The organism is Salicola sp. Rm-C-2C1-2 (genome assembly GCF_040196175.1).
GTDB lineage: Bacteria > Pseudomonadota > Gammaproteobacteria > Pseudomonadales > Oleiphilaceae > Halospina.
This window is the reverse complement of record NZ_JBEFNF010000005.1, coordinates 15,527-35,897: the sequence shown is the minus strand read 5'-3', so window position 1 is coordinate 35,897 and position 20,371 is coordinate 15,527. Positions and strand designations below refer to the sequence as shown.

At 56.7% G+C, this 20,371-nt stretch carries 30 protein-coding genes; all 30 read right to left on the bottom strand.

Annotated elements, in window-relative coordinates:
* Nucleotides 1-4: 4 nt before the first annotated feature.
* Entirely contained in the window at nucleotides 5-394 is a 390-nt protein-coding gene (rpsK, locus tag AAF659_RS09885; RefSeq protein ID WP_349751577.1) for a 30S ribosomal protein S11, read from the bottom strand.
* A 13-nt stretch (nucleotides 395-407) separates the two neighbouring features.
* Entirely contained in the window at nucleotides 408-764 is a 357-nt protein-coding gene (rpsM, locus tag AAF659_RS09880) for a 30S ribosomal protein S13 (RefSeq protein ID WP_349751576.1), read from the bottom strand.
* A 107-nt stretch (nucleotides 765-871) separates the two neighbouring features.
* Nucleotides 872-985 (bottom strand): 50S ribosomal protein L36, encoded by a 114-nt coding sequence (gene rpmJ / locus AAF659_RS09875; RefSeq protein ID WP_349751575.1) that lies wholly within the window; start codon nucleotides 983-985, stop codon nucleotides 872-874.
* A gap of 16 nt (nucleotides 986-1,001) precedes the next feature.
* A complete protein-coding gene (gene secY / locus AAF659_RS09870) occupies nucleotides 1,002-2,330 on the bottom strand; it encodes a preprotein translocase subunit SecY (protein WP_349751574.1) in 1,329 nt (442 codons plus the stop codon).
* Nucleotides 2,331-2,342: 12 nt separating this feature from the next.
* A complete protein-coding gene (gene rplO, locus AAF659_RS09865; RefSeq protein ID WP_349751573.1) occupies nucleotides 2,343-2,777 on the bottom strand; it encodes a 50S ribosomal protein L15 in 435 nt (144 codons plus the stop codon).
* Nucleotide 2,778: 1 nt separating this feature from the next.
* Entirely contained in the window at nucleotides 2,779-2,964 is a 186-nt protein-coding gene (rpmD, locus tag AAF659_RS09860; protein ID WP_349751572.1) for a 50S ribosomal protein L30, read from the bottom strand.
* A gap of 4 nt (nucleotides 2,965-2,968) precedes the next feature.
* Nucleotides 2,969-3,469, bottom strand: a complete 501-nt coding sequence (gene rpsE / locus AAF659_RS09855; protein WP_349751571.1) for a 30S ribosomal protein S5 — start codon at nucleotides 3,467-3,469, stop codon at nucleotides 2,969-2,971.
* A 12-nt stretch (nucleotides 3,470-3,481) separates the two neighbouring features.
* Nucleotides 3,482-3,832, bottom strand: coding sequence for a 50S ribosomal protein L18 (rplR, locus tag AAF659_RS09850; protein ID WP_349751570.1), 351 nt, complete (start codon nucleotides 3,830-3,832; stop codon nucleotides 3,482-3,484).
* 9 nt (nucleotides 3,833-3,841) lie between these two features.
* Complete coding sequence (rplF, locus tag AAF659_RS09845) at nucleotides 3,842-4,375, bottom strand: 50S ribosomal protein L6 (RefSeq protein WP_349751569.1); 534 nt, start codon at nucleotides 4,373-4,375, stop codon at nucleotides 3,842-3,844.
* Between the two features lie 8 nt (nucleotides 4,376-4,383).
* Nucleotides 4,384-4,776: a 30S ribosomal protein S8 gene (gene rpsH, locus AAF659_RS09840; protein ID WP_349751568.1), complete on the bottom strand. Its 393-nt coding sequence runs from the start codon at nucleotides 4,774-4,776 to the stop codon at nucleotides 4,384-4,386.
* A 65-nt stretch (nucleotides 4,777-4,841) separates the two neighbouring features.
* Entirely contained in the window at nucleotides 4,842-5,147 is a 306-nt protein-coding gene (gene rpsN / locus AAF659_RS09835) for a 30S ribosomal protein S14 (RefSeq protein ID WP_349751567.1), read from the bottom strand.
* 9 nt (nucleotides 5,148-5,156) lie between these two features.
* Nucleotides 5,157-5,687: a 50S ribosomal protein L5 gene (rplE, locus tag AAF659_RS09830; protein ID WP_502949207.1), complete on the bottom strand. Its 531-nt coding sequence runs from the start codon at nucleotides 5,685-5,687 to the stop codon at nucleotides 5,157-5,159.
* 24 nt (nucleotides 5,688-5,711) lie between these two features.
* Nucleotides 5,712-6,035: a 50S ribosomal protein L24 gene (rplX, locus tag AAF659_RS09825; protein ID WP_349751565.1), complete on the bottom strand. Its 324-nt coding sequence runs from the start codon at nucleotides 6,033-6,035 to the stop codon at nucleotides 5,712-5,714.
* Between the two features lie 16 nt (nucleotides 6,036-6,051).
* On the bottom strand, nucleotides 6,052-6,420 hold the full coding sequence (rplN, locus tag AAF659_RS09820) for a 50S ribosomal protein L14 (protein WP_077529279.1): 369 nt from the start codon (nucleotides 6,418-6,420) through the stop codon (nucleotides 6,052-6,054).
* Nucleotides 6,421-6,478: 58 nt separating this feature from the next.
* Nucleotides 6,479-6,745, bottom strand: coding sequence for a 30S ribosomal protein S17 (gene rpsQ / locus AAF659_RS09815; protein WP_349751564.1), 267 nt, complete (start codon nucleotides 6,743-6,745; stop codon nucleotides 6,479-6,481).
* 1 nt (nucleotide 6,746) lies between these two features.
* A complete protein-coding gene (gene rpmC / locus AAF659_RS09810) occupies nucleotides 6,747-6,938 on the bottom strand; it encodes a 50S ribosomal protein L29 (RefSeq protein ID WP_349751563.1) in 192 nt (63 codons plus the stop codon).
* Nucleotides 6,938-7,351, bottom strand: coding sequence for a 50S ribosomal protein L16 (gene rplP, locus AAF659_RS09805; RefSeq protein ID WP_349751562.1), 414 nt, complete (start codon nucleotides 7,349-7,351; stop codon nucleotides 6,938-6,940). Before rplP ends, rpmC begins: the two co-directional genes overlap by 1 nt.
* A 12-nt stretch (nucleotides 7,352-7,363) precedes the next feature.
* On the bottom strand, nucleotides 7,364-8,050 hold the full coding sequence (rpsC, locus tag AAF659_RS09800; protein ID WP_349751560.1) for a 30S ribosomal protein S3: 687 nt from the start codon (nucleotides 8,048-8,050) through the stop codon (nucleotides 7,364-7,366).
* Between the two features lie 10 nt (nucleotides 8,051-8,060).
* Nucleotides 8,061-8,393, bottom strand: coding sequence for a 50S ribosomal protein L22 (rplV, locus tag AAF659_RS09795; protein WP_077529284.1), 333 nt, complete (start codon nucleotides 8,391-8,393; stop codon nucleotides 8,061-8,063).
* 18 nt (nucleotides 8,394-8,411) lie between these two features.
* Nucleotides 8,412-8,690 (bottom strand): 30S ribosomal protein S19, encoded by a 279-nt coding sequence (rpsS, locus tag AAF659_RS09790; RefSeq protein WP_349751559.1) that lies wholly within the window; start codon nucleotides 8,688-8,690, stop codon nucleotides 8,412-8,414.
* 18 nt (nucleotides 8,691-8,708) lie between these two features.
* Complete coding sequence (gene rplB / locus AAF659_RS09785; RefSeq protein WP_349751558.1) at nucleotides 8,709-9,539, bottom strand: 50S ribosomal protein L2; 831 nt, start codon at nucleotides 9,537-9,539, stop codon at nucleotides 8,709-8,711.
* A gap of 17 nt (nucleotides 9,540-9,556) precedes the next feature.
* A complete protein-coding gene (gene rplW / locus AAF659_RS09780) occupies nucleotides 9,557-9,850 on the bottom strand; it encodes a 50S ribosomal protein L23 (protein WP_349751557.1) in 294 nt (97 codons plus the stop codon).
* Nucleotides 9,847-10,455 carry a 50S ribosomal protein L4 gene (gene rplD, locus AAF659_RS09775; protein WP_349751556.1) on the bottom strand — a complete coding sequence of 203 codons (609 nt, stop codon included), beginning with the start codon at nucleotides 10,453-10,455 and terminating at the stop codon, nucleotides 9,847-9,849. Before rplD ends, rplW begins: the two co-directional genes overlap by 4 nt.
* A gap of 11 nt (nucleotides 10,456-10,466) precedes the next feature.
* Nucleotides 10,467-11,108: a 50S ribosomal protein L3 gene (rplC, locus tag AAF659_RS09770; RefSeq protein ID WP_349751555.1), complete on the bottom strand. Its 642-nt coding sequence runs from the start codon at nucleotides 11,106-11,108 to the stop codon at nucleotides 10,467-10,469.
* Between the two features lie 78 nt (nucleotides 11,109-11,186).
* Nucleotides 11,187-11,498 carry a 30S ribosomal protein S10 gene (rpsJ, locus tag AAF659_RS09765; RefSeq protein WP_077529290.1) on the bottom strand — a complete coding sequence of 104 codons (312 nt, stop codon included), beginning with the start codon at nucleotides 11,496-11,498 and terminating at the stop codon, nucleotides 11,187-11,189.
* Between the two features lie 188 nt (nucleotides 11,499-11,686).
* Entirely contained in the window at nucleotides 11,687-12,880 is a 1,194-nt protein-coding gene (gene tuf, locus AAF659_RS09760; protein WP_349751543.1) for an elongation factor Tu, read from the bottom strand.
* Nucleotides 12,881-12,913: 33 nt separating this feature from the next.
* On the bottom strand, nucleotides 12,914-15,019 hold the full coding sequence (fusA, locus tag AAF659_RS09755) for an elongation factor G (RefSeq protein WP_349751554.1): 2,106 nt from the start codon (nucleotides 15,017-15,019) through the stop codon (nucleotides 12,914-12,916).
* A gap of 18 nt (nucleotides 15,020-15,037) precedes the next feature.
* Complete coding sequence (gene rpsG / locus AAF659_RS09750) at nucleotides 15,038-15,508, bottom strand: 30S ribosomal protein S7 (RefSeq protein WP_349751553.1); 471 nt, start codon at nucleotides 15,506-15,508, stop codon at nucleotides 15,038-15,040.
* Between the two features lie 165 nt (nucleotides 15,509-15,673).
* Nucleotides 15,674-16,048: a 30S ribosomal protein S12 gene (rpsL, locus tag AAF659_RS09745; RefSeq protein ID WP_349751552.1), complete on the bottom strand. Its 375-nt coding sequence runs from the start codon at nucleotides 16,046-16,048 to the stop codon at nucleotides 15,674-15,676.
* Nucleotides 16,049-16,148: 100 nt separating this feature from the next.
* A complete protein-coding gene (rpoC, locus tag AAF659_RS09740; RefSeq protein WP_349751551.1) occupies nucleotides 16,149-20,360 on the bottom strand; it encodes a DNA-directed RNA polymerase subunit beta' in 4,212 nt (1,403 codons plus the stop codon).
* Nucleotides 20,361-20,371 lie beyond the last annotated feature (11 nt).

The following is a 20,371-nucleotide window of genomic DNA, read 5'->3' as shown; positions in this document are numbered from 1 at the left end:
TTAATTACACGCGGCGCTTTTTCGGCGGACGACAGCCATTGTGCGGGATGGGTGTCGCGTCCTCGATATTGGTGATCTTGAAACCTACCCCATTGAGAGCGCGCACCGCGGATTCCCGGCCGGGTCCGGGACCCTTGACCATTACGTCCAGGTTTTTAAGACCGTATTCAGCGGCCGCGTTACCGGCCCTTTCAGCTGCTACCTGCGCAGCAAAAGGTGTACTCTTTCGTGAACCGCGGAATCCGGACCCCCCGGCAGTCGCCCATGAGAGGACGTTGCCCTGACGGTCGGACAGGGTCACGATGGTGTTGTTGAACGACGCATGAATGTGCGCCACGCCGTCAACAACTGACTTTTTCACCTTTTTACGGGTACGTGTACCTGGCTTTGCCATTTTTACCTACCTGTTATTTACGAATCGGTTTACGGGGGCCCTTGCGGGTCCTCGCATTGGTCTTGGTTCGCTGACCGCGAACCGGCAGACCATGGCGATGCCGCAGGCCGCGATAGCAGCCCAGATCCCGCAACCGCTTGATGTTCATCTGAACCTCACGACGCAGGTCACCCTCTACGGAAAGCTTGCCTACTTCGGTGCGCAGGTTATCCACCTGCTCATCGGTAAGTTGGCCAACCATCGTATTCCGGGGAATCCCTGTGGCGTCGCAAAGCTGACCTGCCGTGGTATGGCCGATCCCGAAGATATAGGTCAACGAAACCGCGGCATGTTTTTTCTCGGGTATGTTGACACCGGCTATACGTGCCATTCACTTCACTCCGCATTCAAAGCTTTGCTGTTTACGTTACCGTCACAAAAGGTGCGGAATGATAGCGCCTGTATCGGCAGATATCAACAACCGCCCTTTGCAGCGCCTCAACCTTGGCGCTGTTTGTGACGAGGCTCGGTGCAGATGACCCGGACTGAGCCATTGCGACGAATGATTTTGCAGTTTCGGCAGATTCTCTTAACCGATGCACGTACTTTCATTTCAGTCTCCCATTGATCAGCGGAACATACCGCTGCGTCCGTGATTCTTAAGGTTGGACTTCTTCATCACGGATTCGTATTGGTGCGACATCAGATGCGCCTGAACCTGTGACATGAAATCCATCACTACCACTACGACGATCAGCAGTGACGTGCCCCCGAGGTAGAACGGGATGTTACCGAACACCGTGAGGAACTGAGGCATGATCGACACCGCCGCGATATATAACGCGCCGAAGATCGTCAGACGCGTGAGCACCCCGTCGATGTATTTCGCAGTCTGCTCACCAGGCCGTATACCGGGAATGAAGGCACCCGACTTCTTGAGATTGTCGGCGACTTCCCGGGGGTTATACATCAATGCTGTATAGAAGAAGCAGAAGAAAATCACTGCAGCTGCAAACAGCAAGATGTACAGCGGCTGATTCGGCCCGAGGATCTGTGACAGGTTACCCAGCCACTCCATCCCCTCGGACTGCCCGAACCACTGCCCAAGCGACGCTGGGAAAAGCAGGATCGACGATGCAAAGATCGCCGGAATCACGCCAGCCATATTCACCTTCAACGGCAGATGACTCTGCTGTTGCGCATACACCCGCCGCCCCTGCTGGCGCTTGGCGTAATTTACCGTAATGCGGCGCTGGCCGCGCTCCATGAAGACAATAAACCCAACCACGCCAACGGCCATGATGCCAACACCAAAGACCAGTAACAGACTCATTTCACCGCTGCGTGCCTGTTCCAGCGTCTGTCCAATAGCGCCAGGTAGACCAGCTACGATACCGGCAAAGATCAGAAGCGAGATTCCGTTACCGATACCTCTCTCGGTGATCTGTTCGCCCAGCCACATCAGAAACACCGCGCCACAGACGAAAGACACAACCGCCACGAAATAGAAATCGAGACCGGACGAGAACGTCACCCCCTGGGACGCAAGCCCAACAGAGATTCCTACCCCCTGGACAAAGGCCAGCCCAACGGTGCCATACCGCGTGTATTGGCTGATCTTCTTGCGGCCTGACTCGCCTTCTTTCTTCAGCTGCTCTAACTGCGGGCTTACCGCCGTCATAAGCTGCATAATGATCGCGGCGGAGATGTAGGGCATGATGCCCAGAGCCAATATACTCATGCGCTCAAGGGCACCTCCCGAGAACATGTTGAACATGCCGAGGATCGTGCCCTGCTGCTGTTCAAACATTGCCGCCAACCGGTCCGGGTTGATGCCCGGCACCGGAATGTGTGCGCCGATCCTGTAAACCAGGATTGCGATCACAACGAACTTGAGCCTGGAGTAGAGCTCCGATAGCCCTTGTCCTTTGGCGGATGCCGGTCCCTGTTTAGCCATTTAGCCCTCGATTCAGTCTTCGACTTTCCCGCCAGCGGCAGTAATCGCTTCATGGGCCCCTTTACTTACCCGCAGGCCCTTTACAGTCACGGCACGGGAAAGCTCACCGGAGGCGACCACTTTCGCTTCGCGCACATCATGACGGATCACATTCGCTTTTTTCAGAGCGTCCAGATCCGCGACATCGCTTTCAACCTTCGCCAGCTCGTTAAGGCGAATCTCAGCTTCCCAACGCTGTTGACGAGAGGTGAAACCAAACTTGGGCAAACGCCCGGCCATTGGCTGCTGCCCACCCTCAAAGCCGGGGGCGATACTGCCGCCGGAGCGTGACTTCTGGCCATTATGGCCGCGACCGCCGGTCTTACCCAGACCGCTGCCGATACCACGGCCCACGCGCTTGCGGTCAGCCTTGGAACCATCGCCGGGGCGGAGTTCGTTCAGTTGCATCTTACTGCTCCTCTACCCGAACCATATAATTGACACGGTTGATCATCCCGCGGACCGCGGGTGTGTCCTCAAGTTCCACCGAATGGTGGAGACGGCGCAGACCCAGGCCTTGGATGCACAGGCGATGTTTCTTCTGCGCTCCAATGAGACTGCGGGTCAATGTGACCTTGATCGTTTTGTTAGCCATAACGTCAGTCCAGGATCTCTTCCACGGTTTTACCACGCTTAGCCGCCACTTCTTCCGGAGACCGCGTAGCTCTCAGGCCTTCAACAGTAGCACGTACTACGTTGATCGGGTTCGTCGATCCATAGCACTTCGCCAGTACGTTGTGCACGCCCGCAACCTCCAGGACAGCACGCATAGCGCCGCCCGCAATGATACCGGTACCTTCGGAGGCCGGCTGCATGAACACCCTGGAAGCGCCATGGTTTGCCTTGATCGGGTACTGCAGTGTGGCACCATTCAGCGGCACGGAAACCATGTTCTTGCGCGCGGAGTCCATAGCCTTCTGAATCGCCACCGGCACTTCGCGTGCCTTACCGCGACCATAGCCAACACGGCCATTGCCGTCACCCACAACCGTCAGGGCGGTGAAACCGAAAAGGCGGCCACCCTTAACCACTTTAGCCACCCGATTGACCTGCACCAGCTTTTCCTGAAGCTCAGGCTGGTTCTGTTCATTCACGCTCATCTTTTCCACCTCTTAGAATTGCAGGCCAGCTTCACGCGCCGCATCGGCAAGCGCTTTGACGCGACCATGGTAGCGATAGCCGGATCGGTCGAATGCAACCGTTTCGATACCCGCGTTCTTTGCCCGCTCCGCGATCATTTCACCAACCTGGCGCGCGGCTTCGACGTTTCCGGTTGCACCCTGGCGCAACTCTTTGTCCAGTGTGGAGGCGGCCGCTAGCACCTGGCTGCCATCCGCCGTAGTCACCTGTGCATACATATGACGCGGTGTACGGTGGACGCAGAGGCGGTTGGAGCCGCGTTCCCGGATTTTGATGCGCACCTTACGTGCGCGACGCAACCTGGATTCTTTCTTCGCGCTCATCTGTTCGCCTTATTTCTTCTTGGCCTCTTTACGCCTTACCGTTTCATCCGCGTAGCGGACACCTTTGCCCTTGTAGGGCTCAGGCGGACGGAAAGCCCTGATGTCTGCTGCTGCCTGGCCGACACGCTGCTTGTCGGTGCCTTTAAGCACCAGCTCTGTCGGCTTCGGGGACTCAGCGGAAACACCTTCCGGCAGCTGGTATTCCACCGGATGGCTGAAGCCAAGCGTAAGATTCACGCTGTTTCCTTCGGCCTGGGCCCGGTAGCCGACGCCATTGATCTCGAGCTTACGCTCAAACCCGCTGGACACACCAATAACCATATTGTTCAGGAGTGCCCGGGTAGTACCGGCTAGAGCCCGGCTCTTCTTCGCATTGTTGCGCGGCGCGAACCGCAGCTTATCGTCGTCCTGCGTCACTTCGACACTCGGGTGAATACTATGGTGCAGCGTGCCCATGGCACCCTTCACTTCAACGTCCTGGCCGTTGAACTTCACCTCGACACCGGATGGCAGCACGACAGGATTACTCGCAACCCTGGACATGACTCCTCCTAGAATACGGTGCAGATAATTTCGCCACCAATGCCGGCCTTACGCGCGGCGCTATCGGTCATCACGCCCTGGGACGTGGACACGATCGCGACACCAAGACCACCAGCAACGCGCGGCAGTTCGCTGTTACCGCGATACTGGCGCAGTCCGGGGCGACTCGCCCGCTGGATGCTCTCAATAACGGGCTTGCCTTCGAAATAACGCAGGCTGACAGTCAGCCGGGGCTTTTTATCGCCCTCAACGCTGAAGTCCTCGATAAACCCTTCATCCCTTAGGACATGGGCAACGGACTGTTTCATCTTGGATGACGGCATCTCTACGCTCATCTTCTCGGCCATCTGGCCGTTACGGATGCGCGTGAACATGTCCGCCAACGGATCTTGCATGCTCATTCGTATGAGACTCCTGATCGTTTCAGTTGTGCAGCAACAATGCTGTTGCTTACCAACGCGCGGGTTTACCAGCTGGCCTTGCGCAGCCCCGGAACCTCACCGCGCATTCCGGTTTCACGCAACTTGATGCGTGAAAGCTGGAATTTTCTGAGGACACCATGTGGGCGCCCGGTTACCTGGCAACGATTGCGTAGACGCACCGGGCTGGAATTACGAGGCAGCTTCTGGAGCTGCATCTGCGCTTCCCAGCGCTCTTCGTCACTCAGATTCTGGTCTTTCGCCTTGGCCTTGAGGCGCTCACGCTTATCAGCGTACTTCGCAACTAGACGCTCCCGGTTGCGTTCGCGCTGTTTCATGCCAACTTTAGCCATGTCCGATCCTTACTGTTTGAACGGGAAATTGAACGCCGAAAGCAATGCGCGCCCTTCCTCGTCACTCTCAGCGGATGTGCTGATGGTGATATCGAGACCGCGAACTTTATCGACCTTGTCGTACTCAATTTCCGGGAAGATGATCTGTTCCCGAACGCCCATGCTGTAATTGCCGCGACCGTCGAATGACTTAGGGCTCAGGCCACGAAAGTCACGAATCCGCGGAATCGCGATCTGCACCAGACGATCGAAGAAATCCCACATCCGCTCGCCGCGCAGTGTCACCTTGCATCCGATCGGGAAGCCTTCCCGGATCTTGAAACCGGCAACCGATTTGCGCGCTTTAGTGATCACCGGTTTCTGACCCGAAAGCTTCTCTAGGTCAGCGACGGCGTTATCAAGCTGTTTCTTGTCGCCAACAGCTTCACCTACGCCCATATTCAGGGTGATCTTTTCGATCCGCGGCACCTGCATCGGGTTCGCGTACCCGAATTGCTGGTTGAGCGCCGGGATCACCTGCTCTTTGTACACGTCTCTCATGTTGGACATCGTAACCACCGCCGCTTACTGGTTATCGATCACTTCTTGCGTGGAGCGGAAGATGCGCACTTTGGTGCCGTCTTCCTTCACCTGAAACCCGACGCGATCAGCCTGATCATGCTGCGGGTTATAGATGGCCACGTTCGAAATATGAATCGGAGCTTCCTTTTCGATGATGCCGCCCTGGGTTCCCGCCATGGGATTGGGGCGCGTGTGCTTCTTGATCATATTGATCCCGGACACTACGACGCGCTCACCACCATCAACAATACGCAGCACTTTGCCCCGCTTGTTCCGGTCTTTACCGGTGGTGACCACCACTTCATCATCTCGCTTGATCTTGTTCATAACCGGCCTCTCGTTCCTACAAAACCTCGGGTGCCAGCGAAATGATCTTCATGAATTTCTCATTCCGAAGTTCGCGAGTCACCGGGCCAAAAATTCGGGTACCTACCGGCGCTTCCTGCGGGTTAAGCAGAACCGCCGCATTGCCATCGAACCGGATCAGGGAACCATCCTGACGCCGAATACCACTCTTGGTCCGAACAACGACGGCCTTAAGCACCTGGCCTTTCTTGACACGGCCCCTGGGAATCGCCTCTTTGACGGATACCTTGATGATATCCCCGACCCTTGCATAGCGTCGGTGAGAGCCACCCAGGACCTTAATACACATAACCTGACGGGCACCGCTGTTATCGGCTACGTCAAGTACGGTTTGCGTCTGAATCATGGTTCGTCTCCACTAGAAACCACTTCGTCTTTACGACAAGAACCAGTGTCCTGGCGCCTTACACCTTCAACGCACGCTCAACAACGTTCACCAATGTCCATGCCTTATTCCGCGACAGCGGACGGCTCTCGGCGATCGTCACAAAATCGCCTACGCTACACTGGTTATCTTCGTCGTGAGCCTTAATGCGCGTTGAGCGCTTCACGTACTTGCCGTAGAGCGGATGCTTTTCGCGGCGCTCAACCTTCACAACAGCGGTTTTTTCCATCTTGTTGCTGACCACGTGGCCATTGAGCGTCCGGGCGTTACCTTTTTCTTGAGCCATTTCAGTCACCTGCCTTCTCAGTCATAACAGTTTTAACGCGCGCAATATCGCGCTTGGTCTGACGCAGCAAGTGAGACTGATTCAGCTGACCTGTCGCCTTGCGCATCCGGAGATTGAACTGCTCCTTGAGCAGCCGCATCAGCTCCTGGTTCAGTTCGTCTGCCGATTTGTCACGCAATTCTGTCGCTTTCATCACATCACCGTCCTGTTCACAAAGGTGGTCGGTACCGGCAGTTTGGCCGCGGCAAGGTTGAACGCATCGCGTGCCACGTCTTCTGCGACCCCTTCCATCTCATAAAGCATCTTCCCAGGCTGAACTTCGGCAACCCAGTACTCGACGGCGCCCTTACCCTTACCCATGCGGACTTCAAGGGGCTTTTCCGTGATCGGCTTGTCCGGGAAAACGCGAATCCAGATCTTACCGCCGCGCTTGATCCGCCGTGTCATCGTACGGCGAGCCGCCTCAATCTGACGCGCAGTAACCCGACCACGACCGGTCGCTTTAAGGCCATACTCACCGAAGCTGACCTTATTACCGGTGTTGGCCATGCCGCGGTTGCGACCTTTCTGTACCTTGCGGAATTTTGTTCGTTTCGGTTGCAGCATTTAGAGACCCCCTTACTTCTGAGCTTTCTTCTGAGCAGCGGCTTCTTTTTCAGCCCGAACCTGCTCCAGGCCACCCAGGATTTCACCCTTAAAGATCCAGACTTTGACGCCAATGATCCCGTAGGTGGTGTGGGCCTCGTAATGCGCATAGTCAATATCCGCACGAAGTGTGTGCAGCGGTACACGACCCTCGCGATACCACTCGGTGCGCGCAATCTCGGAACCGCCGAGCCGCCCGCTGGCCTGGATCCGGATTCCCTTCGCGCCTTGGCGCATCGCATTCTGAACAGCGCGCTTCAAAGCCCGCCGGAACATCACGCGGCGCTCAAGCTGGTTCGCTACACTCTGAGCCGCCAGCTTGGCATCCAGATCCGGCTTGCGGATCTCTTCAATGTTGACGTGTACGGGCACGCCCATCATATCCGTCAGCTCTTTCCGGAGCTTGTCCACGTCCTCGCCCTTCTTACCGATCACGATCCCGGGACGGGCCGTATGGATCGTAATCCGAGCATTCTGCGCGGGGCGCTCAATCAGAATCCGGCTGACCGAGGCCTTCTCGAGCCGGCGATTGAGGAAATCGCGAACCTCGATATCCTTAAGCAGGTTCTGGGCGTAAGCCCCTTTCTCCGCGTACCAGACCGAGTTGTGCTCTTTGACAACGCCAAGCCTGATACCGGTTGGATGTACTTTGTGACCCATCGGGTATCTCCTACTCGTCCGAAACCTTGACGGTGATGTGGCACGTGCGCTTCAGAATCCGGTCTGCACGACCTTTGGCTCGTGCCTGGATCCGCTTGAGCGTCGGCCCCTCGTCCACACAGATCGTTGCGAGACGCAACTCATCCACGTCCAGGCCTTCGTTGTGCTCGGCGTTGGCAATCGCAGACTCAAGGGTCTTGCGAATGATCCCGGCCGCTTTCTTTGGTGTGAACGCTAGTGTATTAAGCGCTTCCTCGACACTCTTCCCACGAACCATGTCTGCGACAAGGCGAGCCTTCTGAGCCGAGAGTCGAGCGCCTTTCGTTTTAGCCGCTACTTCCATCGTTAAATCCCCTCAGAATCAGCGTTTTTTCGCTTTCTTGTCGGCAGCATGCCCGCGAAACGTGCGTGTCGCGGCAAACTCACCAAGTTTATGGCCAACCATTTCTTCACTAATCATCACCGGCACATGCTGCCGGCCGTTATGCACTGCAATGGTCAGCCCTACCATCTCCGGAAACACCGTAGAGCGGCGCGACCAGGTCTTGATCGGCTTACGGGTGTTATTTTCCAGAGCTGCCTCAACCTTCTTCAGCAGATGCAGGTCTATAAAAGGACCTTTCTTCAGAGAACGTGGCACAGCTTTTTCCCCTAAACGTTATTTCTTGGCCGAACGACGACGTACGATCATCTTATCAGTACGCTTGTTCTTACGAGTCTTATGTCCTTTGGTCGGAATCCCCCAGGGTGTAACCGGGTGACGCCCGCCAGAGGTACGCCCTTCACCACCACCATGTGGGTGGTCAATTGGGTTCATAGCAACACCGCGCACTGTTGGCCGCTTGCCACGCCAACGTGTTGCACCCGCTTTGCCGGACTGCTTGAGACTGTGCTCACTGTTGGATGCTTCCCCCAGCGTGGCACGGCACTCAACCGGCACCTTACGCATTTCGCCCGAACGCAGCCGGATGGTTGCGTGATTGCCTTCACGCGCAACCAACTGAACCGACGAGCCAGCACTGCGGGCGATCTGTGCCCCCTTGCCGGCCTTGAGCTCAACGCAATGGATCACCGAGCCCAAGGGGATATTACGCAGGGGCAGACTGCTGCCAGCCCGTATCGGTGCGTCGACACCAGACTGGACACGGTCGCCCTGCTTCAGTCCCTTGGGCGCGATAATATAACGACGCTCACCATCCTGGTATTTAACCAGTGCTATATGGGCGGAGCGGTTGGGATCATACTCGAGACGCTCCACACGCCCCTGAATACCATCTTTGTTACGCTTAAAATCAATGTGACGGTAATGACGCTTATGGCCGCCGCCAATATGACGCGATGTGATCCGACCGTTGTTATTGCGACCGCCCGTCTTACTAAGCTTGGTCAGCAGAGGCGCGTAGGGCGCACCCTTGTGAAGGTCAGGATTGCGGACCTTGATGAGGTGGCGACGACCGGCTGACGTCGGCTTGGTTTTCTCAATCGACATGTCTGTAACCCCTCAACTTATTCCACGTCCATGAAGTCAATGTCCTGACCATCAGCCAGCCGCACATACGCTTTGCGCAGGGAATCCCGCTTACCCATGCCATGGATGGTGCGCTTGTTCTTACCCTTGCGGTTACTGACCTGGACCTTGACTACGTCCACATTGAAAAGCTGCTCTACCGCTTTACGGATCTCGGGCTTGGCCGCATCAGGAGCCACCTTGAAAACGACCTGGCCCTGATCGCCAACCATGGTCGCTTTTTCAGAGACCAGCGGGCCGAGCAGAACCTTGTAAATTCGCTCCTGATTCATCCCAGCATCTCCTCAAACTTCTTGAGCGCATCAACAGTAACCACGACATGGTCATGCGCTACGAGACTCACCGGATTCACGCCCCGAACATCGCAAACCGCCACATTCGGAATGTTACGTGATGCCAGCTCGAGATTCCGCTCTACGGACTCGGAAACGATTAACGCGTCTTGCGGAACTCCCAGTTCCTGAAGCTTGGCGCTAAAAGCCTTCGTGCGAGGCTCATCCGGTGTTACCGAATCCACTACAACCAAACGTTCCTGCCGGACAAGCTCAGAAAGAATCGAACGCAACGCGCCCCGATACATCTTCCTGTTCACTTTTTGTGAATAGTCCCTTGGCACCGCAGCGAAGGTTGTGCCGCCGCCTCGCCAAATAGGGCTGCGGATAGTGCCAGCTCGAGCTCGTCCAGTCCCCTTCTGCCGCCAGGGTTTCTTGCCACCACCTCTGACTTCGGAGCGCGTTTTCTGTTTAGTGCTGCCCTGCCGGCCAGCCGCTAAATAGGCGGTCACCACCTGGTGCACTAACGATTCATTGAATTCTTTACCAAAAGCGACATCCGATACCTGAACGCCGTTGCCGCTTCCTGTCACTGTCAGTTCCATCACGCCACCCCTTAGGCTTTCACTGCGGGCTTGATGATCAGGTCACCGCCATTGGCGCCAGGGACAGGCCCTTTAACCAGCAGCAGATTCCGCTCCGCATCGACACGTACAATCTCGATGTTCTGGGTGGTCACGCGCGCGTTACCCATCTGCCCGGACATTTTCTTGCCTTTAAAGACACGCCCCGGGGACTGGCACTGGCCGATGGAGCCAGGTGCGCGATGCGCCAGCGAGTTACCGTGGGTCTTATCTTGGGTGGAGAAATTCCAGCGCTTAACTGTGCCGGAAAAGCCTTTGCCCTTCGACTGGCCGGTCACATCGATCGCCTGACCGTCTTCGAACTGGGAAACATTCAGCTCTGAGCCAGGCTGCAGGTCGGATTCATCCGTCTGCTCCAGCAGCCGGAACTCCCAGAGACTGCGCCCAGCCTCGACACCGCTCTTCGCGAAATGTCCGGCTTCCGGTTTGGTAATCCGGTTTGCGCGACGCGTTCCCGTCGTCACTTGGATAGCACGATAGCCGTCGCGCTCGGGCGTCTTGATTTCAGTAATCCGGTTGGCATCAACCTGGATTACCGTGACGGGGATGGAGTTACCCTCGTCAGTAAAAACACGAGTCATACCGGCCTTGCGGCCGACAACACCAATCGCCATTTTTCACCTCTTAGTGTACGGGGCTCAAACCCTCTATGGCCTGAAAGACAGTTACACTCTGAGGGGTTAACCCTGTTGTTAACCCAGGCTGATCTGCACATCCACTCCGGCGGCGAGATCGAGCTTCATCAGAGCATCGACTGTCTTCTCGGTAGGCTCAACGATATCCAGAAGCCGCTTATGCGTCCGGATTTCATACTGATCACGCGCGTCCTTATTGACGTGCGGTGAAATCAGAATAGTGTATTTCTCTTTGCGGGTCGGCAGAGGTATAGGACCCCGAACCTGAGCGCCAGTCCGCTTTGCCGTGTCGACAATTTCCTGAGTGGACTGATCGATCAGGCGGTAGTCAAACGCCTTCAACCGGATTCTGATTTTTTGGCTCTGCATGTTGCACCAAACTCCAATCGTTGTTGGCAGCTCGTATAAGCCGACCCGTAAAAAGGATGCACATTATAGAGCGCACACTTTACGGCGTCAAGCTACGGGCTGCTCCAGAGAATCCGTTACAGGGAAAATCCCTGAAACCAAAAAAGGGGCTGCTCGCTGGCAGCCCCTTTTCCAGGGCGAGTGACCGATTATTCGATAATCTTAGTCACAACGCCTGCGCCGACGGTTCGGCCGCCTTCACGTACCGCGAAGCGCAAACCGTCTTCCATCGCAATCGGAGCGATCAGCGTCGCCGTCAGCTTGACGTTATCACCCGGCATTACCATCTCAACGTCTTCCGGCAGCTGACAGGTGCCGGTTACGTCCGTGGTCCGGAAATAGAACTGCGGGCGATAGCCGCTGAAGAACGGCGTATGGCGACCGCCTTCGTCTTTGCTGAGAACGTAGATCTCGCCCTCAAACTGCGTGTGGGGCGTAATACTGCCCGGCTTGGCCAGAACCTGGCCACGCTCAACGTCATCACGCTTGGTGCCACGCAGAAGCGCACCAATGTTTTCACCCGCACGACCCTCATCAAGCATCTTGCGGAACATCTCAACACCGGTACAGACCGTCTTCTGCGTCTCACGCAGCCCGACAATCTCAACGTCAGAGCCTGTCTTGACCACACCACGCTCAACACGACCGGTGACAACGGTACCACGGCCGGAGATGGAGAAAACGTCTTCAATCGGCATCAGGAACGGTTGATCAATGGCGCGCTCCGGCTCCGGAATATGACCATCCATTTCCTTGATCAGATTCGCCACCGCAGTGGTGCCATAACCGTTATCGTCCTTGCCTTCCATCGCCATCAGCGCGGAGCCGGTCACGATCGGCGTATCATCACCCGGGAAGTCGTACTCGTTGAGCAGCTCGCGCACTTCCATCTCAACCAGCTCGAGCAGCTCCTCATCATCAACCATGTCGGCTTTGTTGAGGAAAACCACAATGTGCGGAACGCCAACCTGGCGGGACAGCAGGATGTGCTCGCGAGTCTGCGGCATGGGGCCGTCAGCAGCCGAAACCACCAGGATGGCGCCGTCCATCTGCGCCGCACCGGTGATCATGTTCTTGACGTAGTCGGCGTGACCGGGGCAGTCGACGTGCGCATAGTGGCGGTCTTCCGAGCCGTATTCGACATGCGAGGTCGCGATGGTGATGCCGCGGTTTTTCTCTTCCGGCGCGTTGTCGATCTGGTCAAACGCACGCGCTTCACCACCGAATACTTCCGCACTCACGCGCGTCATCGCCGCTGTCAGCGTCGTCTTGCCGTGGTCGACGTGACCAATGGTGCCCACGTTGATATGCGGCTTATCTCTTTCAAATTTTTGCTTAGACACGATTCACCTCTTCGCTCTGTTCAGTCAATTCAATCAGTTCTTGTTCATGATCTCTTGCGCGATGCTATTCGGCGCTTCCCCATAATTATGGAACTCCATCACGTAAGAGGCACGCCCCTGGGTTGTGGAACGCAGGTCCGTCGCATAGCCAAACATCTGAGCAAGCGGGACTTCCGCCCGGATCACCTTGCCGGCCGGACTCTCTTCCATACCCTGGACCAGACCACGGCGACGATTAAGGTCGCCAACCACGTCCCCCATGAACTCCTCCGGCGTAACCACTTCCACCTTCATGATGGGCTCAAGCAGGGCGGGAGACGCGTCCAGCGCACCCTGCTTCATCGCCATGGAACCGGCAACCTTAAACGCCATTTCGTTGGAGTCCACATCGTGATAGGAACCGTCAAACAGGGTTGCCTTAACCCCGAGGATCGGATACCCAGCGAGAACGCCGGTCTGCATCTGCTCCTCAATGCCCTGCTGGACGGCAGGAACGTATTCCTTGGGGACCACACCGCCAACGATCTTGTTCTCGAACAGGAACGTCGGGGAGTCCTCGTCATCAAGCGGCAGCGGCTCAAGCTTGACCCAGACATGGCCGTACTGACCGCGGCCACCAGACTGGCGAACAAACTTACCCTCAATCTCAACAGGCTTGCGAATGCACTCGCGGTACGCCACCTGGGGCTGGCCAATGTTGGCCTCAACCTTGAACTCACGCTTGAGGCGGTCAACGATCACGTCTAGATGCAACTCGCCCATGCCGGAAATGATGGTCTGACCGGACTCTTCATCGGTACGCACACGGAAGGACGGATCCTCCTGCGCAAGCTTACCGAGAGCCGTACCCATCTTTTCCTGCTCCACCTTGGACTTGGGCTCAACCGCAACCGAAATGACTGGCTCAGGGAACTCCATTCGCTCCAGCTCAATCTTGCGCTTCTCGTCACAGAGCGTGTCACCAGTGGTGATATTCTTCAGGCCGATAGCGGCCGCGATGTCACCGGAGAACACCTCTTTGATCTCTTCACGGTCGTTCGCGTGCATCTGCACCATACGACCGACACGCTCTTTCTTCTGCTTGCTGGCATTATAAATCGCCGTCCCGGTCTCGAGCTTACCGGAGTAGACACGGAAGAAAGTCAACGTTCCCATGAAGGGGTCCGTAGCGATCTTGAACGCCAAAGAAGCAAAAGGTGCGTCGTCGTCCGCAGAACGAGTCTCTTCAGTACCATCCTCGTCGACAACACCAGTGATCGCCCTCACTTCATCGGGCGCCGGCAAGAACTCGAGCACGTTATCGAGCAGAGCCTGAATACCCTTGTTCTTGAACGCAGAACCACAGGTCGCAAGCACGATGTCATTCTCAAGGCAGCGTGCGCGGAGCCCCTGCTTGATCTCGTCGTCGCTCAGCTCACCTTTATCGAGATAGGCATCCATGAGCTCTTCATTGGCCTCGGCAGCTGCCTCAACCATGGCTTCACGAGTTGCTTCAGCCTCCTCCTTGAGGTCATCAGGGATTTCGGTCTGCTCATACGTCATACCCTGATCGGCTTCGTTCCAGTAGATCGCCTTCATCCGCATGAGGTCGATCACGCCCTGGAAATTATCCTCTGCACCGATCGGTAGCTGGATGGGAACAGTAGTGGAGCCAAGCCGTTCACGAATCTGGCTGACAACCCGGGAGAAGTTGGCGCCGGCGCGGTCCATCTTATTTACGAAGACCAAGCGCGGGACATGGTATTTGTCCGCCTGGCGCCAGACCGTTTCGGACTGGGGCTCGACGCCGGAAGTACCACAGAAAACTACAACAGCACCGTCGAGAACCCGCAGCGAACGCTCCACCTCGATGGTGAAGTCAACATGCCCCGGGGTGTCGATGATATTAATCCGGTGCTCGTTGTATTGCTGGTCCATACCACGCCAGAACGCGGTCACGGCCGCCGAGGTAATCGTGATCCCGCGCTCCTGCTCCTGCGACATCCAGTCGGTGGTGGAAGCACCATCATGGGTCTCACCCATTTTGTGACTGCGGCCGGTGTAGTAGAGAATCCGCTCTGTCGCGGTCGTTTTACCAGCATCCACATGCGCGCAGATGCCGATATTGCGATAACGTTTGATCGGTGTTTTACGTGCCACGTCAGATACCTCGGTCGATTAGAAACGGTAATGGGAGAAGGCTTTATTGGCTTCGGCCATACGGTGCACGTCTTCCCGTTTCTTGACCGCCGCGCCCTTGCTGCCGGCGGCATCGAGGATTTCACCCGCAAGCCGCTGGACCATCGACTTCTCACCCCGCTTGCGGGAGAAATCGACCAGCCAGCGCATGGCCAGCGCCATCTGGCGGGACGGCCTTACCTCAACCGGAACCTGATAGGTCGCACCACCAACGCGGCGTGACTTAACCTCGACCATGGGCTGAATGTTTTCCAGTGCCGTTTCAAAAACGGATAACGGCTCTTGATTCGTCTTTTCAGCAACAATGTCCAGCGCGCCATACACGATGCGCTCGGCGACTGCTTTCTTACCATGTTCCATTACATGGTTGATGAATTTCGCTAGGCGCTCACTGTTGAATTTCGGATCCGGGATGATTTCCCGCTTTGTAGCAATGCGTCTTCTTGGCATCGATAAGCCCTCAAAAATTAGTGTCAGGTCTTCAGGTTACTCCGGAATGATGCGCTTACGAGCGCCATCCGGCCTTACTCTTATCGGCACAGACGATCAGAATCGACCCGTTGCCAGCGATAAAAGAAAGCTTGCTGAATCACTGTTGTTAAAACCGAACTCCGATCAGGACTTCGGACGCTTGGTTCCGTACTTCGAACGACCCTGGCGGCGGTTCTGTACCCCTTGGGTATCCAGCGTGCCGCGAACGGTGTGATAACGCACACCAGGCAGGTCCTTGACTCGACCACCACGAATGAGCACAACACTGTGCTCCTGGAGGTTATGACCCTCACCACCGATGTAGGATGCGACCTCGTGGCCGTTCGTCAGCCGCACACGACAGACCTTTCGAAGAGACGAGTTCGGTTTCTTCGGGGTCGTGGTGTAAACGCGCGTGCACACGCCACGCCGCTGCGGGCAGGCCTGCAGCGCGGGTACGTCGGTTTTCGCAGCGCGGCGCTTGCGCGGCTTTCGAACCAACTGGTTAATGGTTGCCATCTAGACTAACTCCGGTTTTCAGACGGTTTTTGCCCTGTCTGGGCGGTTCAACAAGGGGCGCAAGTTTAAGTCTGCGCCCCTTCCCAGTCAAGGTAACTGGTTACTTATTGAGCTCTGCGCTCAGCGCTTCGACAACATCGTCGGCACTGACCTGCTGCTCTGTATCTTCGCGGCGGCGACGGCGCTCCTCGTGATACGCCAATCCAGTGCCCGCTGGGATCAGGCGACCCACGACAACGTTCTCCTTGAGCCCGCGCAGATAATCCCGTTTACCGCTGACCGCACCTTCAGTGAGAACCCTTGTGGTCTCCTGGAAGGAGGCCGCAGAGATAAAGGAGTCCGTCGCCAGCGACGCCTTGGTAATACCCAGAAGCTCGCGCTGGAATGTTGCCGGCATCTTGCCTTCAGCTTCCATACGCTCGTTTTCTTCCATGGCATGCGTATACTCAACCTGGTCTCCAGAGATGAAGCTCGTGTCGCCGGAATCAACGATATTAACCTTGCGCAGCATCTGCCGGCAGATCACTTCAATGTGTTTGTCGTTCAAGCCGACACCCTGGAGTCGGTACACGTCCTGGATCTCGTTCGTGATGTACTTCGCCAGCTCGGTAATGCCCAGAAGCCGCAGAATGTCATGAGGATTGGAGGGACCATCAGAGATGACCTCGCCCTGTTCAACGGTTTCACCCTCAAAAACGTTCAGTTGGCGCCACTTCGGAATCAGCGCTTCATAGGGGTCGCCGTCTCTCGGTGTGATCACCAGGCGCTTCTTACCCTTGGTTTCCTTGCCGAAGGAAACCACGCCGCTGACCTCTGCAAGAATGGCCGGATCCTTGGGCTTACGCGCCTCAAACAGATCCGCTACTCGCGGCAGGCCACCTGTAATGTCCCGTGTACCTGTGGTTTCCTGCGGAATACGGGCGATCACGTCACCCAGTTCGATGGTGTCTCCCTCACGCAACGTTACCAGTGCGCTGGAAGGCAGCGAGTAGTGAGCAGGAGAGCCACCGGCAAGCGTCACCGGCTCGCCGCTTTCATCCACCAGCTCTACTGCGGGCCTCAGATCTTTCCCGGATGCTGGCCGATCGTTGGGATCCATCACCTCAATCGTCGACAGACCGGTAAGCTCGTCGGTCTGAGTTCGGACGGTGATGTTTTCCTCAATGCTAAGCAGCCGAACCTTGCCTTCGGCTTCCGCGATGACGGGGTGCGTGTGTGGATCCCACTTAGCAGCTACGGTGCCGGCGTCGACCTCAGCCGCCTCCGAAACCTCAAGCACCGCACCATAAGGCAGCTTGTACCACTCACGCTCACGCCCGTGCTCATCGGCAATTGCCAGCGCGGAGGAACGGGTAACCACCACCTGGGTCCCATCACTCTTCTCGATGGACTTGAGGTTGTGCAGCCGGACCTTGCCCCCGTGCTTGACCTGAATGTTGTCCGTCGCAGATGCCCGGCTTGCCGCACCACCAATGTGGAATGTACGCATGGTCAGCTGGGTACCCGGCTCACCGATCGACTGGGCACCCATAACACCAACGGCTTCGCCGACGTTGACCTGATGCCCGCGGGCAAGGTCGCGACCGTAGCACTTGGAACAGATGCCATAACGGGTGTGGCAGGTGATCGTTGAGCGTACCCACACCTCGTCGACACCCGCGCGTTCGACCTTGTCCACCAGTTTTTCATCAAGCAGTGTTCCCGCTTCGACCACCGGGTTCTCTTTGTCGCCGGGCGTAAACACGTCTTTCCCGGTAACACGGCCCAGCACCCGGTCGCCCAACGGCACGACAACGTCACCGCCTTCAACCAGAGGTGTCATCAGGATGCCATCATCTGTGCCGCAGTCTTCCTCGGTCACAACCAGATCCTGCGAAACGTCTACGAGGCGCCGGGTCAGATACCCCGAGTTCGCCGTCTTGAGGGCCGTGTCCGCCAGCCCCTTACGCGCACCGTGCGTGGAGATGAAGTACTGCAGTACGTTGAGACCTTCACGGAAGTTGGCGGTGATTGGCGTCTCAATGATCGAGCCGTCCGGCTTGGCCATCAGGCCCCGCATGCCGGAAAGCTGACGGATCTGAGCAGGCGAACCACGTGCCCCGGAATCGGCCATAATGTAGACCGAGTTGAATGACTCCTGCGTCAACTCCTCACCGTTCTCGTCTTTCGCGACCTCGCCCTCAGGCGTAATCACCTCTTCCTTACTCAAGCGATCCATCATGGCATTCGAGACCTGGTCATTGGCCCGCGCCCAGATATCGATCACCTTGTTGTACTTCTCACCCTGCGTCAGAAGACCAGACGCGAACTGCTGTTCGATCTCCATGACCTCGGATTCGGCTTCCTCGATCAGCGTGTACTTCTCATCAGGTACCTCGAAGTCGTTCACGCCAATGGAGCAACCGGAGACTGTGGAATAATGGAAGCCGGTATACATCAGCTGGTCGGCGAAGACCACGGTCTCCTTGAGACCGACTTCGCGATAACACGCGTTGATCAGCTTCGAGATCTGCTTCTTGGCCATAGCCTGGTTGACCAGACTGAACGGCAGACCTTCAGGCGTGATGTTGTACAGCATCGCCCGGCCGACTGTGGTGTCCTGGATACTGGTCTCCACATGACGCTCACCCGTGTCGTCGTCCAAGTCGACCTCGGTAACACGCACTCGTACTTTTGCCTGCAGAGCCACTTCGCCCGACCCGAATGCGTGCTCAACCTCGTCAAGGTCCGCAAAGATCCGGCCTTCACCTTCGGCCCGAAGACGTTCACGGGTCATGTAATAAAGCCCCAGAACCACATCCTGAGAGGGCACGATGATGGGCTCGCCGTTCGCCGGCGACAGAACGTTGTTGGTGGACATCATCAGTGCCCGCGCCTCGAGCTGGGATTCCAGCGTCAGCGGCAGGTGCACCGCCATCTGGTCACCATCGAAGTCCGCGTTATAGGGTGCACAGACCAGCGGATGCAGTTGAATCGCCCTGCCTTCAATCAGCACCGGCTCAAACGCCTGGATACCCAGACGGTGCAGTGTCGGTGCCCGGTTCAGCAGAACCGGATGTTCACGGATAACCTCTTCCAGGATGTCCCAGACAAGCCCTTCTTCACGCTCAACCATCTTCTTGGCCGCTTTGATGGTCGTCGCGTGACCACGATGCTCAAGCTTGGAGAAGATGAAGGGTTTGAAAAGCTCCAGTGCCATCTTCTTCGGAATGCCGCACTGGTGAAGCTTAAGGTAGGGACCGACAACGATCACCGAACGACCGGAATAATCCACACGCTTACCCAGCAGGTTCTGGCGGAAACGGCCCTGCTTGCCCTTGATCATGTCTGCGAGGGATTTGAGCGGGCGCTTGTTGGAGCCCGTAATCGCACGACCACGACGGCCGTTGTCCAGAAGGGCGTCCACCGATTCCTGCAGCATACGCTTTTCATTGCGCACGATGATGTCCGGCGCATTGAGCTCAAGCAGACGCTTGAGGCGATTATTGCGGTTGATAACCCGCCGATAGAGGTCGTTCAGGTCAGAAGTGGCGAACCGGCCGCCGTCCAGCGGTACCAACGGGCGCAGATCCGGGGGCAATACCGGCAACACTTCCATCACCATCCATTGCGGATTATTGCCGGAATAGTAGAACGCCTCCATCAGTTTCAGACGCTTGGAAAACTTCTTGAGCTTGGTTTCAGAGGCTGTCTGCGGCATTTCTTCACGAAGCTTATCGATCTCTTCCCCGAGATCGATATCCCCAAGCATTTCCTTGACAGCTTCCGCCCCCATGCGCGCATCGAATTCGTCACCGAACTCTTCAAGCGCCTCATAGTACTGCTCGTCATTGAGCAGCTGGCCGCGCTCCAGGGTCGTCATGCCCGGTTCGATAACAATGAATGATTCGAAATAAAGCACTCGCTCGATGTCGCGCAGAGTCATGTCCAGCATCAAACCGATGCGTGAAGGCAACGATTTGAGGAACCAGATATGCGCCACTGGCGCAGCCAACTCGATGTGACCCATGCGTTCACGCCGCACGCTGGCCAGCGCCACTTCTACGCCACATTTCTCGCAGATCACACCACGATGTTTGAGGCGCTTGTACTTACCGCAAAGGCACTCGTAGTCCTTCACCGGCCCGAAAATCTTGGCACAGAACAAGCCATCACGTTCCGGCTTGAATGTCCGGTAATTGATCGTTTCCGGTTTCTTGACTTCCCCAAAGGACCAGGAACGGATCATTTCCGGAGAGGCTAGGCCAATCCGGATGGAGTCGAATTCCTGTTTCTGATTCTGGTTCTTCAGCAGGTTGAGCAGGTCTTTCATAATATTGGCTC